General features: G+C 50.3%; 14 protein-coding genes and 2 rRNA genes (1 of these 16 cut by a window edge). 4 read left to right on the top strand and 12 right to left on the bottom strand.

Features of this window, described 5'->3' with window-relative positions; genetic code table 11:
* The 3 genes from ACM1PF_RS08735 to ACM1PF_RS08725 all read left to right on the top strand — a co-directional run.
* Window positions 1-402 (top strand): 23S ribosomal RNA (locus tag ACM1PF_RS08735) (it extends 2481 nt beyond the left edge of the window).
* Window positions 403-476: 74 nt separating this feature from the next.
* Window positions 477-593 (top strand): 5S ribosomal RNA (gene rrf / locus ACM1PF_RS08730).
* Between the two features lie 167 nt (window positions 594-760).
* The gene (locus ACM1PF_RS08725) at window positions 761-1849 is read left to right on the top strand and encodes a RuBisCO accumulation factor 1 (RefSeq protein ID WP_416674053.1); all 1089 of its coding nucleotides are present in this window, start codon (window positions 761-763) and stop codon (window positions 1847-1849) included.
* Between the two features lie 63 nt (window positions 1850-1912).
* Here ACM1PF_RS08725 and ACM1PF_RS08720 read toward each other — a convergent pair whose 3' ends face one another.
* The 9 genes from ACM1PF_RS08720 to ACM1PF_RS08680 all read right to left on the bottom strand — a co-directional run bounded on the left by ACM1PF_RS08720 (window position 1913) and on the right by ACM1PF_RS08680 (window position 8109).
* Window positions 1913-2365, bottom strand: a complete 453-nt coding sequence (locus tag ACM1PF_RS08720) for an SH3 domain-containing protein (protein ID WP_416674052.1) — start codon at window positions 2363-2365, stop codon at window positions 1913-1915.
* A 33-nt stretch (window positions 2366-2398) separates the two neighbouring features.
* On the bottom strand, window positions 2399-3916 hold the full coding sequence (locus ACM1PF_RS08715; RefSeq protein WP_416674051.1) for an AAA family ATPase: 1518 nt from the start codon (window positions 3914-3916) through the stop codon (window positions 2399-2401).
* Between the two features lie 56 nt (window positions 3917-3972).
* Complete coding sequence (locus ACM1PF_RS08710; RefSeq protein ID WP_416676597.1) at window positions 3973-4473, bottom strand: YceD family protein; 501 nt, start codon at window positions 4471-4473, stop codon at window positions 3973-3975.
* Window positions 4474-4515: 42 nt separating this feature from the next.
* Window positions 4516-5013 carry a Jag family protein gene (locus ACM1PF_RS08705; RefSeq protein ID WP_416674049.1) on the bottom strand — a complete coding sequence of 166 codons (498 nt, stop codon included), beginning with the start codon at window positions 5011-5013 and terminating at the stop codon, window positions 4516-4518.
* A gap of 9 nt (window positions 5014-5022) precedes the next feature.
* Window positions 5023-6315 (bottom strand): membrane protein insertase YidC, encoded by a 1293-nt coding sequence (gene yidC / locus ACM1PF_RS08700; protein ID WP_416674047.1) that lies wholly within the window; start codon window positions 6313-6315, stop codon window positions 5023-5025.
* A 96-nt stretch (window positions 6316-6411) separates the two neighbouring features.
* Entirely contained in the window at window positions 6412-6804 is a 393-nt protein-coding gene (locus ACM1PF_RS08695; protein ID WP_416674046.1) for a PH domain-containing protein, read from the bottom strand.
* Window positions 6794-7180, bottom strand: coding sequence for a ribonuclease P protein component (gene rnpA / locus ACM1PF_RS08690; protein ID WP_416674045.1), 387 nt, complete (start codon window positions 7178-7180; stop codon window positions 6794-6796). The genes ACM1PF_RS08695 and rnpA overlap by 11 nt, the downstream gene beginning before the upstream one ends.
* A gap of 122 nt (window positions 7181-7302) precedes the next feature.
* Window positions 7303-7440, bottom strand: coding sequence for a 50S ribosomal protein L34 (gene rpmH, locus ACM1PF_RS08685; RefSeq protein ID WP_416674043.1), 138 nt, complete (start codon window positions 7438-7440; stop codon window positions 7303-7305).
* 135 nt (window positions 7441-7575) lie between these two features.
* Entirely contained in the window at window positions 7576-8109 is a 534-nt protein-coding gene (locus ACM1PF_RS08680; protein ID WP_416674041.1) for a DUF2808 domain-containing protein, read from the bottom strand.
* 502 nt (window positions 8110-8611) lie between these two features.
* Here ACM1PF_RS08680 and ACM1PF_RS08675 point away from each other — a divergent pair.
* Window positions 8612-10117: a peptidoglycan-binding domain-containing protein gene (locus tag ACM1PF_RS08675; RefSeq protein ID WP_416674040.1), complete on the top strand. Its 1506-nt coding sequence runs from the start codon at window positions 8612-8614 to the stop codon at window positions 10115-10117.
* Window positions 10118-10258: 141 nt separating this feature from the next.
* Here the strand turns inward: ACM1PF_RS08675 and ACM1PF_RS08670 are convergent, their stop codons facing one another.
* From ACM1PF_RS08670 to ACM1PF_RS08660, 3 genes are all read right to left on the bottom strand, one after another.
* Entirely contained in the window at window positions 10259-11161 is a 903-nt protein-coding gene (locus ACM1PF_RS08670) for a CPBP family intramembrane glutamic endopeptidase (protein WP_416674039.1), read from the bottom strand.
* A 63-nt stretch (window positions 11162-11224) separates the two neighbouring features.
* A complete protein-coding gene (locus tag ACM1PF_RS08665) occupies window positions 11225-11671 on the bottom strand; it encodes a threonine/serine exporter family protein (protein ID WP_416674038.1) in 447 nt (148 codons plus the stop codon).
* A 127-nt stretch (window positions 11672-11798) separates the two neighbouring features.
* On the bottom strand, window positions 11799-12641 hold the full coding sequence (locus ACM1PF_RS08660) for a threonine/serine exporter family protein (protein WP_416674037.1): 843 nt from the start codon (window positions 12639-12641) through the stop codon (window positions 11799-11801).
* Window positions 12642-12885: the final 244 nt, after the last annotated feature.

Genomic DNA, 12885 nt, shown 5'->3' with positions numbered 1-12885 from the left:
CTCGATGTCGGCTCATCGCAACCTGGGGCGGTAGTACGTCCCAAGGGTTGGGCTGTTCGCCCATTAAAGCGGTACGTGAGCTGGGTTCAGAACGTCGTGAGACAGTTCGGTCCATATCCGGTGCAGGCGTAAGAGCATTGAGAGGAGTCCTCCTTAGTACGAGAGGACCGGGAGGAACGCACCGCTGGTGTACCTGTTATCGTGCCAACGGTAAACGCAGGGTAGCCAAGTGCGGAGCGGATAACCGCTGAAAGCATCTAAGTGGGAAGCCCACCTCAAGATGAGTGCTCTCATGGCGTTAAGCCAGTAAGGTCACGGGAAGACGACCCGTTGATAGGCGTTAAGTGGAAGCGTGGCAACATGTGAAGCTGAGGCGTACTAACAGACCGAGGGCTTGACCTCAAGGTGAATCATTTCTGTTTTATCTATCTGACAAGCTATGCAGCCTTCTGGGTTTTACTAACCCAAACCGTATTCCTGGTGTCTATGGCGGGGTGGAACCACGCTCATCCATCTCGAACTGAGTTGTGAAACGCTCCCGCGGCGAAGATAGTCGGAGGGTCGCCTCCCGCAAAAATAGCTCGATGCCAGGGTGTTAATCAAAATTCTCTCAACTAGTAGTGTTGGGAGAATTTTTTTAGCAATTTCATGAAGTAGCTTATGGTTTGAGCGAAATGCAAGAGAATTTAATCCAAATTCTAGAGCTCCAAATCTAAAATTGGATGTGCCTTAAATCTGTTGAACTAGAATTTTTATGATCATGCCATCTGATGAGACTAACCCTCAGCCCTCTGCTCCGACGCTAACTCAAGAAGAAGCTCAAGCTTTGTTTCAATCGCTGCGGCGCAAGGAGGGAAACTGGGTCGCGTGGGGACAAGCCTGTCAAATTCTCCAGAAGGCGAAATATTCCCCTCAGCAGATCTTTGAAGAAACTGGGTTTGAAGCTGTGCAGCAGAATCAAGTCATTGTTGCAGCACAGGTATATGAGTCCCTGGTAAGTGGTGAGGCCGCTCCGGAAATAATAGAGCGGTTTAATCCTACTGGTAGCGACATTCTTTATGAGTTTCGGATTTTGTCTCAACCGCAGCGTGTTGCTGCGGCAACGATTTTTGTAGAAAAAAAAATTGATTCTGAAGGGGCGCGTGAAATGGCTAAGGCACTTAAAGAATTTAGCCGGATCACCCATCCCCCTGAAGCATTTGCTAGTCATCCCAGTGATGCTATTGCCTATTACTACTGGAAGCTGGCCCGCCAACAGGATGATCTGCAACTTCGATCGCGCTTGATTGCGCAAGCTCTTCGATTTGCCCATAGTCCAGAGTCCCGCCAGCAGGTGGAGAAGTTACTTACAGATTTCACCGTCACGCGCAGTCGCCTGGCTCCCCGCTTACCGTTTTACCGGATTGAGTCAGCCGAAGAACAGCCGCGTATTATTCCTGTTGCAGGCAAACTTCCCCTTAATGCGGACGAGCTTAAAGCCGTTCCGTTCACTGATTCTGAAGGACGATTCCAAATGGTCAAATTTTCTGGCACTGGAGCCTGGGTCGCCTTGCCAAGCTGGCAAGTGGTATTGAAGGCTGAAGATCCTGTCATGGTGTTAGCAGAACCGGATCATTTACCATCCGAGGCGACTACTGGCATGGAAGAAGTAATGATTATGATCGATCGATCCCAGCGCAATTGGGATGATGAGAGTTATTTCGTCTTCGATCAAGCGGGGCAGCTACAAATAAGCTGGTTTGAAACGGAACCGGAACAGGCACTGCTGGGAAAGGTCGTTTTGGTGCTGCGGCCGAAGCGAGTGCTGGATGAAGACTATAACAAAGAACTCTGGCAAATTGATGAATAGGCTTCTAGTTCAAACCATCCTGATTGTAATCATCTTGTTCAACATCATTTCGTTTAACATCATCTAGTTCCGCCGCTCTGTATTTCCTCCTCTGACCCAACCCTCTGCACCATTGCTTAACCGAACGCGCTGCCAGCCACCGTCTTCGCTGCTTTCTAACACAACAACATCCTGGTTAAACTCAATGCCGCCAACCTGAGCTGCTTCTGTGCTCGGTTCTTCACGGAGAATTAAACCGATCGGCTGAATCACTCGAGCTGGATAACCTTCCGTAACAGGAGATGCTTCCGGTTCCGGTTCAACGGGAGCTTCTTCGGGGGGAACTTCTACCGCTACTTCAGCTTCAGCTTCGGGTACGGCCGAAGCGGGAGATGGATCATTGGCAAAAACCGGACGCGGCGGCGGTGTTGACAAACGCGCTAATAGGTAACGAGTTAACGTTACTCCTGCACCAAATAAAATCGCAGCTGCTAAAACTATTCCTAAAAAGAATTTACTAACGCCAGACAAAGTCATAGGACAACCCTGCACTACTCGGCTTGAGACTACTTATTGTAAGGACTGTTGCTGAATTCGGCTACCCAATTCACTCTGACGAGAAGCCATTCTAACCCGACCTGCCGCTGCCCAGTCCTGCAGTAACCGAATCTGATCTTGCGCCGTCCGAGCCAGGGGAACAATCTGGCTCGCAGACTCCAAAATATCATCCGTTGTAAAATCTCGATTCTGACTAAAGCCAATATGCATCGCTTCAACAATGATTTGCTCAATCTCTGCCCCAGAAAAATCAGGGGTTTCGTAGGCTAACCGATCGAGATCGTAATTCTGCAAATTGTGGGGGCGCAACCGAGACAGGTGAACCGCAAAGATAGCGCGGCGTTCATCCTGGTTCGGCAAACCCACAAAGAAAATCTCATCAAATCTGCCCCGACGCAACATTTCAGGTGGCAGAGCTTGAATATTGTTGGCTGTAGCCACCACGAAAACCGGAGAGGTCTTTTCTGCCATCCAGGTGACAAACGTGCCAAATACGCGACTGGTGGTACCAGAATCACCACGGCCATCTAAACCAGCAAAGGCTTTGTCGATTTCATCAATCCACAACACGCAGGGGGCCAGGGCTTCTGCCAATTGAATCATCTGGCGAGTTCGGGATTCTGACTCGCCCACTAGTCCAGCAAACAGTCGTCCCACATCTAATCGCAGCAAGGGTAAATGCCAGTGATGGGCGATCGCTTTTGCTGTCAGAGATTTGCCAGTTCCCTGAATTCCAACTAACAACAGTCCTCGAGGATGGGGTAAACCATACTGTCGGGCCCGTTCCGAAAAGGCCCCGCCCCGACGCAATAACCAATCCTTGAGGTTGTCTAACCCGCCAATGTCTGAGATTCTTTCGGTTGCTGGATAAAAATCTAAAATTTGGGTTTGGCGAATGCTCTGGCGTTTTTCCTCCAGGATAAGCTCCACATCATCTGCCTGAAGGATGCCGTGGGTAGCGATCGCCTTCGCCAGAACTCGCCGAATTCGTTCCATCGATAGCCCCTGGCACGATCGCACCAGTTCATCCAAATCACGAGATTCTAGTGTTTGCCCGGTTGCCGCCGTTAACCGCTCCAACTCAGCCTGAATTTCCGGTAGATGAGGCAAGGGAAACTCAATCACCGTCAGCACATCACTCAAGTCATCGGGAATCGCCACCTGCGGTGCGATCATGACAATGTTCTTGGGTTGGGATTTCAACAATCGTGCTAAATTTCGCAACTTACGGGCGATCGAGACATCTTCCAGAAACCGATGAAAGTCGCGCAGCACAAAAACAGTTGCGACAGTCGCCGGAATTTTTTCAACGAACTCCAATGCCTGGAGCGGATTTCGTCGCCCAAATCCCTCATCGTTAGGATTGCCCTGATAGCCATCTACAAAGTCCCAGACATAAACTCCTCGATTGCCCTGCCGTTTAGCTGACTGGGTAATTGCTGCTTCCAGCCGCTCTTCTTCACGGGTTGGAATGTAGATTAACGGATAGCGAGCGCGGAGGAGGAGTTCAAAGTCGTCGTTAAAGCTCATGGTCTTCAGGATATTGGGGGCAGGAAGATGACACGAATTAATCTAATCTCAGCATACTAGTTCAATTGGTTTCGCAGGTTCTTTAAAGAAGCCCAGCGTTCATCCACCGCAGAATCGCCCTCTCCTTGCCCCTGCACCTGAATCCCCTGGCACTTCTGGTCACAAAGTTGACGCTGGGGCATTGCCAAACAGAGCTGTTCATATAGCCAATCAGCAGGTTGGAAATAGCCATTAGGGGTCAGCGTTTCCACCAAATCTTCCAACGCCACTTCCTGCTCCAGATCAGTACTGCTGTAACTGGGCGGTTCCTGAAGCCAAATAAGTTCAGAAGTATCCACCGTAACCCGGTGATTGTACTGTTTCAGGCAGCGATCGCAGGTCAGGGTCATGATTGCTTCTGCGCTTGCAGCCACCTCCAGGTAGTTACCTCGATGCGTGACGCGAATTAAGCCCTGTACCGGAGTCAATGTATCTAGAGCTGGTAAATACTCCCGCACTGTGATTTCCTCAGTTTGTTCAGGAGCTTTAGCCAGTTGGGGAATATAAATTGTGTGCATCATCCATCCCCGTTACTTCAGCAAATAAAAAACGACAGCCTATTAATCCTGAGACTGAGCCAGGCGAACCACCAGACGGCGATCGGGTTCTTTCCCCCGGCTATAGGTTTCTAAATCTTCGTAATCCTTCAGGTAGGTATGAACCTGCCGACGCTCTGCTGCAGACAGAGCCGCCATTTCGTATTCCACCCCCGTATCTCGAACCCGTTGAACCGCTTCCTCTGCCAGATTCTGTAACTCTGCCTGCCGCCGCACCCGATACCCCGCCAACTCAATCGTATAGGCCACTTGCTGTTCTTCCACCCGACCCAGGTTGAGGGTTGTGTTGGCCAGGTACTGGACTGCATCAAGAGCGGAACCATTGGCACCGATTAGTGCCTCAATCTGCCCTGATGAAAGCGGAGCGTCGTCGATGGTTAGCCAACAGCTACCCTCGGTGGAGAGCTTTTCGGGATCCGCAGCCACCTGAGTAGATAAACCCGAGAGGTGGAGCAACTCCTCTAACCACTGCTGACCATACTGAATTTGCTGCTGATCCATGACATTAACCTAACCCTTCTTCTTGGCCCGTCCAGAATCCTTTTTCGCCTCTCGCTTAGATGCAGTGGAAGTGGTTTTTGAATTAGGCGTAGGTTTTGTAGTCGAGGACTTTGCAGTCGAGGATTTGGTAGACGCAGGTTTCGAGCTAGTCGTAGCCTTCTTACTCGGCTCATCTGCCTCTTTCTTGCGACCTGGCTCGAAGGGTAAAGCTTCTCGCCCCTCACCTGATTTCTCCGTCTCTTCCACAATCTTCTGAAGGTTTTCAGGCAGCGGCTCTCTAGAAAGAATATAGGTCTGGAGGGTCTGGAAGATGTTCGCAATCACCATGTACATCAGCACGCCTGCTGGTAGAGGGAAAAACAAGAACATCCCAGAGAACAAAATGGGGGTGTAACGGTTGACAGCCGCCTGCTGGGGGTTCGCACCGCTTGACCCCTGCCCGGAAAGCAGTTGGTTGATATAAAGGCTGACACCGAAGAACAACACCATTCCTAAGATGTCCCAGTTGATGCCACCGTCATCACCAAATGCTCCAACCCGTCCTAATGCTTTGATGAATAAAAATCCTTTATTAGCAGCTAGACCTGGAACCTTACCCTGGAGCGTCACATCGCCAGGAGCTAAGGCTTCAATGTTGCCATTTTCGTCAAACCGGATCAGGTCTTCTCCCTTGGTAACACTCCAATTGGGAACAATGTTAGTGTCTGGATATTCACTCAACAGTTCCGGCAACGGTTGCCCATCAACAGACTGGAACAAAACAGGCGTTTTCTCTCCCACCGCCAAACGGTTCCCGGCTGGAAGCACGGCCGCCACTGGAGCATGAATCCCATCGGAAATGTAAATGTTCTGCGGCTTACTGACAAAAGCCTGCGGTTGAATTTGCTCAATCTGTTCTCCGGGAAGAATTTGCAGGTTTACGTTGTAGCTGACATCTGCAAATGGCGATCCCCGTAAGGTAGCAAACAGCGCAAACAGAATTGGCATCTGAAGTAGAACTGGGAAGCATCCGGCGAGAGGATTACCAAATTCTTTGTAGAGCTTGCTGATTTCCTCCTGTTGCTTGGCTGCGTCATCCTTATACTGTTCCTGGACTTGCTTCATCCGTTTCTGCATGACCGGCTGCGCCACCTTCATCCGTCGCATATTGCGGATTGAGCCAGCACTCAGTGGATAGAGAGCAAAGCGAATCACCAGGGTCAGCGCAACGATCGCCAAACCATAGCTAGGCACAATCCCGTAGAAAAAGTCCAGGATTGGCAGCATGACGTTATTAGAGAGAAATCCGACACCAAAATCCATGCGCTGTGTCTACCTAAGTACTCTGAAAGTTTGCCTAAATTTCGATCTTAGAACCTGAAACTGAGAAGCTTCAGCAAAGGTTCACTGCGGACGGAACTAGTTGCCAATAGAACCGCTAGCCTTCTGGGCCCGATTCGACAGTTTTCCGTTGATATAGTCATAAATGTCGCGGAATTTCGGGATGGCCCGCAGTTCCAGACGACTGCCGTCCTTTAGAGTGACAACCATGTCTCCCCAAAGCCCCAATCCCCGAGGAACCGTTACCACTTTGGCAACTTCTGGATAAATAATATCCGTCCGATTACGACCCATCCAACCACTACTGACTGAAATCCGACGATCGGTAATGCGGTAGCGTAACCAAAATGCCCGCACGATCGCACCAACCGTCAGCGGTAGAGCAATCACCGTAAATCCCAGCAATAAATTAATAATTAAATCGCCGATGTGAGGGCCACCCTCGTAATAAACCTCTTCTTTAATGCCCATTCAATACCTCAGCGTTCACTAGCAACTGCTTTAATTCTCGCAGAAATTCTTCATAATCGCACTCGATCGCGTTTGGCTTCACCACAACTACAAGCTGCCAACCTGGAGACAGCTTCGGCAGAAGACAGCGGAAAGCTGCTTTGATCTGCCGCTTAATCCGATTGCGAACCACTGCCCGTTTACTCACCTTCTGGCTGACTGAAACCCCCAGGCGGGTTGGCGGTAGGCGGGTGCGCGAACAGGCATCACCCAGCTCAGGCAGACTGGGGGCTAGTGCTCTAAGGATGAGATGGGGTGTGGCACGTTTGATCCCCAAATGGTAAACAGCATTAAAGCTCTGCCGTCGTCTAAGTCGATGCAGCTTAGGCAGAGACACGGTAAAGGCAAATCATGAAAGGCGATCGACAATTAAAGGCAATCCGATGGAATGCATTCATCTCAGTAAACCAGTGGAAGAATCTGTATAGATTCTGAGTCGATGTAAGTTGAAGAACCTACCTAAACAGCTAGCCGTGCCCGTCCTTTATTGCGCCGGGCTTTGATCACGCGCCGTCCAGTGTGAGTTCGCATCCGAACCCGAAATCCAGATACCCGTTTGCGCTTACGGCTGGTGCCTCCCAAAGTACGTTTTGTCATGGCTGTCTGCTCCGGTTTTGAAATCTTAAAAAATTACAGTCTACTATGATACCCTATTTTGCCCTTTAGTTGGCGAGATAGCGCAAGCGTGAAGCCGCGAAAGCCGCAGCTACAAAAGCTCTACAAAGCATTAAATTAATTGCGCCTGATGGCTAAGATCCAGGTTCCAACATAACGCCGTAGGGGAATATCTCCTGGGGAAATGATGGATGCGTTGAAATAATGGGTTCCAACCCGGTTGGGATTGCGGACATTGGACAGCACAATCTGAACGCGCGTGTTAGCAGGAATAGGTTCTGATGGGAAAATGCTGATGACGCGATTGTCTTGATCCCAAACCACTTCGTCTAAATCAACGGCGTTGCCATTAACTTCCAGACGAATAGAGTCGGCATCAAAGCGACCCTGGTAGGTGTCGGGGTAGCTGATGAACAGCTCAGAGGCTGCAACTTCCATCTTGTCACGAGGAATATTCAATCGATATCGATCGCGGGCCCCAGGACGACCAAAGAAGTCCATGGTGTAGCCCAGTTCATACCCTGATTCAACGCCACTGAAGATGGTCAAGCCAGACTGAGCCACACCCGGTAAATGCAGGCTGCTGACTAAACCGCCAGCAATCGCTAAGGCTGAGGCGATCGAGAGACTGGCAAGCTTGCGATGGGACATAAGGCTGTACTCCTGTGAAGTAGACCAACTAATACGTTATCAATCTTTACAACAAATTGGGCGCAGTATTGCAACGGGGCGACTGCTCTCCTGCCCCTCTCAAAGGACGATCGCAACACTCAAAGAGTGCCCAACATTACCTATTTGAATCAATTTTGGAGCGGTTTGCTGGAAGCAGTGTGCCAGATCCTCAAAGATTTTCTAAAATTTGCGTCCAAAGCTAAAACACCTGCTCAAAAAATAAGTTTGGTTGTATAACTGGGATGAGATCATTACATTTAGCGTAAATGGAACTTTTTTATTTAACCTAAACTCTATATGTATAGTGAATTGATTGTGGGTAGGGAATTACGTTGGGAAGTTGTTTTTTGATGTTTTTCGTGCCGCCCCAAGTATTTGAGCAGGGAATGGGGAACACAAAGCCCTCCAAAGCTTTTGAATCAGTCCTGATCAGGTCTCAATTGTTAAATACATTAGCCGATTCTAAGGAGTAGTACAGCAAATGATGAGAATACTTGCGTGTCTACGTCAGCAAAAACATCATCAGCAAAAACATCGTCCGGGATCCATTGAAAACAGCCTGTCCGTCAAGACCTATGGTGCTGGCCATCGACAGGTTGCCTGGTTGTCTGCCTCGATCGCGCTTTCTGGACTGGCCAGTGTAACCCTGGTGGATGTCGCTGTAGCTCAGGTACCGCCGACCTCGGTTCAGGATGGATACCGAGCACAGGCAGACGGTCGCAGTGAGTCCACGGCAGCTCTGCAACGGCAGTTAGCAAACCTGGGTTATTACAATGGCGAGATTACGGGCTACTTCGGCCCTCAGACTCAGGAAGCGGTGATTCGGTTTCAGCAAGACCGGGGGCTGGTTCCCGATGGCATTGTGGGGCCAGCAACGGCTCAAGCCCTTTCTCAGTCTGGCGGGGGTGCATCGGGAAGGGGAGGAGAGTCTCAATCAGCCGATCGGTTGCCCAGTATTCAACTGAACGATGGCGGAGAGCAGGTTGCTGAACTACAAAGACGGCTATCTGATTTAGGGTATAACACCAGCGTTTCAGGCGTATTCGATTACCCGACTGAAGCAGCGGTGATGCAATTTCAGCGGGACAATGGGCTGTTTCCCGACGGCGTTGTTGGTCCCAGTACCGAGGAGGCCCTTCGTCGCCCCAATTCAGAGTTAGTGCGTCCATCGGAGTCCTCACCTTCCTCCAGTTCAAGAGAAGCCGATCGATCGAATGGTGTACTCCGGCTCGGAGACACGGGAACGGCCGTGTCCGATCTCCAACTGCGGCTGAAAGAGCTTGGGTTTTACCAGGGGGAAGTATCAGGGGTTTATGGCCCAGAAACGGAAGCCTCCGTTTTGGCATTTCAGCAGTCCCAGGGATTAACTACTGATGGTGTTGCTGGGCCCCAGGTTAACTCGTCTCTGTTTAGCTTCAACCATTCCACACCAGAAGGTTCGCCAGGGAGTTATTCCAGTAATGTAGGCGGAACGAGTAGCGATGTTTCGGAAGCGAACAACCCTGAAAACGCAGCAGGAACTGCCAGTACCGGCCCAACGGAAGCTTCCACCCCTGCGGTTAGCGTTCCTCCCATCGACGGAACTCCATCAGCCAATCCGCAACCCACTGGTTCTCAAACCGGTGTTCCACCCGAATCAGCCCCTCCAGCGGCTGAGTCTGGAACCATTTCTCCCCAAACCTTACAGCAGTTAGAGCAAGCTCAAACAGAAGCAGAGCAGGCTCGCCTGGAAGCAGAACGGGCCCGGTTGGAGGCAGAACAGGCTCGGATGGTTCTGTTCCAGAATATGGATGAAGGACGATACAGCGTTGCGTCCCTACAGCGTCAATTGCGCAATAATGGCTTCGATCCTGGCAATGTGAATGGTGTTTTTACGACCGACACCCAAGCAGCGATTCTTGAAGCTCAACGAACCTACGGGCTGACCGAGTCTGATTTGTTTAATGATGCAGGTTCGTCGGGAAGTGCTTATCCGTTTCCTTACTAATGCGGCAACGGATGAACAGGTCAGGACGGTCTAAGGGAACCTGGTTGACTGACAAAAGATTCTGCGTGGGGCGAGATTTTCTCGCCCTTACCCAATTTCACCGATCCAGTCGAGAAATCTGCTGCTGGGGAGGGTGATTTGCTAAGGCAGGCGTTGGCGTCTGCCGGTTTTATTTTTATGTGGCTTTCGGTGGAAAACGATGAGGTAAAACAGGGTGGCCTGCAGGAGAAACAGGAAGAAATCGATTTGGGCATCTGCGATCACGGTATGAGTGATCAGGGCAGGGGTATTTAAAACAGAGACACTTGGACTGATAAGGGTCGCTAAAAAGAAATTGTTGGCAATGTGGGAGCCGATCGCCAATTCCAGCGTATTATCCTTTAACGTTGTCAGAGCGAAGAATGCACCAAAGGCAAAATAGTGTAGAGCGATCCAGATGAAACTATTACTGGCGGCGACTTCTGGATTGCCAAAGTGAAGTACGGCAAAAATGATGCTCGTTAGTCCAATTAAAATCCAGCGATTGCGGCTGAGTAAGCCCAGCCCTTGCAACAAGTATCCTCGAAAAAATAGTTCTTCTGTTGCTGACTGAATGGGAGTCAAAACCAGGGCGATCGGCACCAGGATAAACCAGGCGGCATTGAAGGTGAAGACAAAGTGACCTGGGAAAAAGATAGCTTCGATGCCATAGGACAGTCCCATTAAAACAGCCCAAACCCCTGCACCCTGAAGAATGCGCTTGATACTCACAGCAGCATTTGCCTGAATCAGGGTCAGAAATCGGCGTTGATGGATTTTCCGAACGGTGATGAATAAACCCAGCAGAAAGAAAACGAAGGATAGGGAAACGACGGCGTATTGCCAAACCTGAGTGATAGGTGTGGAGGATGGGGTCAGAATCGCTTCAGGATGATAGAGTCCCCATATAATCAACGGAATTGAACCCAAAATGATCCAAAAAAACGCAGTGAGTAAAATTCCTAAACCATAGCGCCACCAGTTGTTTTTACCCTGGTTCGCGGCACTGAGAAAAGCTGCACCCATAGCACTGACAGGTTAGGTGAGAAAGAATGATGGACAGACCCATTCCACCTTAGCAAACGGCTCCTAATTGCGCTCAAATCCCCATTCCGGATCGGTTAAGATTCGTCCGGCTCCGATTCCAGCGGCGATCGCCCCAATCCCAAAACCTGCTTCAATCCCATTCGTCAGCCCCCCCAGCACATCTCCTTCATAAAAAAACACGATGGTTCGATAAACCGCCGTGCCAGGCACGATCGGGATAATACCCGTAATTACAAATAACACGATCGGCAACTGCATCCATTTAGCGGGAATTGCCCCCACGGTTCCCAAAAACAATGCTCCAAAGAAAATCGCTACGGATGGTGATGCCCCCCATGCTTGCAGGCAAGTTCTCACTAAGTATGCACCCATACCGATCGCTGAACAGGGAAGTAAAGCTTTGCGCGGGACATTATAGAGCACTGCAAAGCCAAAGGTAGCGGTGAAGCTGAAGAGGGCACTGAGGAGGAAGGACGTGGGGGTGAGCATTGGGGGGAGTAGGGAGTGGGGAGTGGGGTAGGGGCGAATTGCGTTCGCCCTTATCAGGAATGGGTGGGGGAATGGGGGAATGGGGGAATGGGTGGGGGAGTGAGTAGGGAAGTAAGAAAATGGGAAATCAGAAGATAGACCGATCGATCAACGGGGTTGCCAGTAGGATGCCGATCGCAACGCCAAACATTTGCATCAGGGCATAGCTAGCGCGGACGATGCCAGACAGGATATCGAAGCGAATCAAATCTAAACTGGCGGTGACAAGGGCCATGCCAGGTACTAAAAAGATTACAGCAGATAGGAAGGCCGGCTGAATCGATTGGGATAGGATACCGATCGCCGCCAGTCCACTCAGCGCAACATGACACATGAGGGTGGCGGTGGTGGCACAGAGAATGGTGATGGCGATCGAGTGCAGTTGAATGCCTTTCAGGTAAATTTGCACCATCTGACCTATCCCAGCCCCAAACGCTGCGGCTCCAAACTCAATCAGTCCGCCACCGTTCAACAGGGCAAATGCACCACAGGCCAAAGCAACCGCTATCACTCTAAAGCGTAAGGGATAGACGGGCGGCAGTTGCTCGATCTGATCCAGAGTGGTGGCCAGTTCAACCGGACTGGTGCTGGGTGAAATCGTCTGGGAGAGCCGTTCGACATTGCTCAACCGATTCATATCTACCCCGATCGACTGAATGCGGGCAATTTGAGTGTAATGCTCGTTGTTCTTGTGAATGGAGGCCGTAATCCCGGAAAGGGTAACGTAGCTATCTAGATGGTCTGCTCCCAGGGCGATCGTAGCCCGTTGCATGGCTTGTTCAACTCGAAAGCTCACTGTCCCACTTCGCAACATTAATATCCCAATCCGCATGACTACCTGCATGGTGTCGGTCAGGGGAGGGGAATGACTGAGATTTGGATTTTTGGTCTGATCAGGGGTGGGGAAGTGGGCATCATCGAACGGAGTCATGGGAAAAATCAGGGATGGGCAAAGCGGGCGATCGTTCCACCTGGAAAAGATCGGAAAGGTTGGAGAAATTATAATATTCCATCCGCTGGATGCAGTGTTTCTTCGCAAACATTTTTTGCTTCATGAATCGAGCAATGAGGCATCTAATTCAATTAGCTATGTATTCTCTGGGTATTACTCTGGTCAATTTTAATTGAAAAATAGGTAGATTAAGCCTTCCTTCATCGGATAGATGCAATCCAAT

Source organism: Egbenema bharatensis FJBBOT/2019 (assembly GCF_048077055.1).
GTDB lineage: Bacteria > Cyanobacteriota > Cyanobacteriia > Elainellales > Elainellaceae > Egbenema > Egbenema bharatensis.
This window is presented reverse-complemented; position numbering and strand designations above follow the sequence as displayed.

Excerpts from the sequence above, each read along its gene's own strand:
- ACM1PF_RS08715 (WP_416674051.1), bottom strand. The coding sequence starts at position 3,916 with ATGAGCTTTAACGACGACTTTGAACTCCTCCTCCGCGCTCGCTATCCG.
- ACM1PF_RS08710 (WP_416676597.1), bottom strand. The coding sequence starts at position 4,473 with ATGCACACAATTTATATTCCCCAACTGGCTAAAGCTCCTGAACAAACT.
- yidC (WP_416674047.1), bottom strand. The coding sequence starts at position 6,315 with ATGGATTTTGGTGTCGGATTTCTCTCTAATAACGTCATGCTGCCAATC.
- ACM1PF_RS08660 (WP_416674037.1), bottom strand. The coding sequence starts at position 12,641 with ATGACTCCGTTCGATGATGCCCACTTCCCCACCCCTGATCAGACCAAA.
- rpmH (WP_416674043.1), bottom strand. The coding sequence starts at position 7,440 with ATGACAAAACGTACTTTGGGAGGCACCAGCCGTAAGCGCAAACGGGTA.
- ACM1PF_RS08670 (WP_416674039.1), bottom strand. The coding sequence starts at position 11,161 with ATGGGTGCAGCTTTTCTCAGTGCCGCGAACCAGGGTAAAAACAACTGG.
- ACM1PF_RS08720 (WP_416674052.1), bottom strand. The coding sequence starts at position 2,365 with ATGACTTTGTCTGGCGTTAGTAAATTCTTTTTAGGAATAGTTTTAGCA.
- ACM1PF_RS08675 (WP_416674040.1), top strand. The coding sequence starts at position 8,612 with ATGATGAGAATACTTGCGTGTCTACGTCAGCAAAAACATCATCAGCAA.
- ACM1PF_RS08695 (WP_416674046.1), bottom strand. The coding sequence starts at position 6,804 with ATGGGCATTAAAGAAGAGGTTTATTACGAGGGTGGCCCTCACATCGGC.
- ACM1PF_RS08665 (WP_416674038.1), bottom strand. The coding sequence starts at position 11,671 with ATGCTCACCCCCACGTCCTTCCTCCTCAGTGCCCTCTTCAGCTTCACC.
- ACM1PF_RS08680 (WP_416674041.1), bottom strand. The coding sequence starts at position 8,109 with ATGTCCCATCGCAAGCTTGCCAGTCTCTCGATCGCCTCAGCCTTAGCG.
- ACM1PF_RS08705 (WP_416674049.1), bottom strand. The coding sequence starts at position 5,013 with ATGGATCAGCAGCAAATTCAGTATGGTCAGCAGTGGTTAGAGGAGTTG.
- ACM1PF_RS08725 (WP_416674053.1), top strand. The coding sequence starts at position 761 with ATGCCATCTGATGAGACTAACCCTCAGCCCTCTGCTCCGACGCTAACT.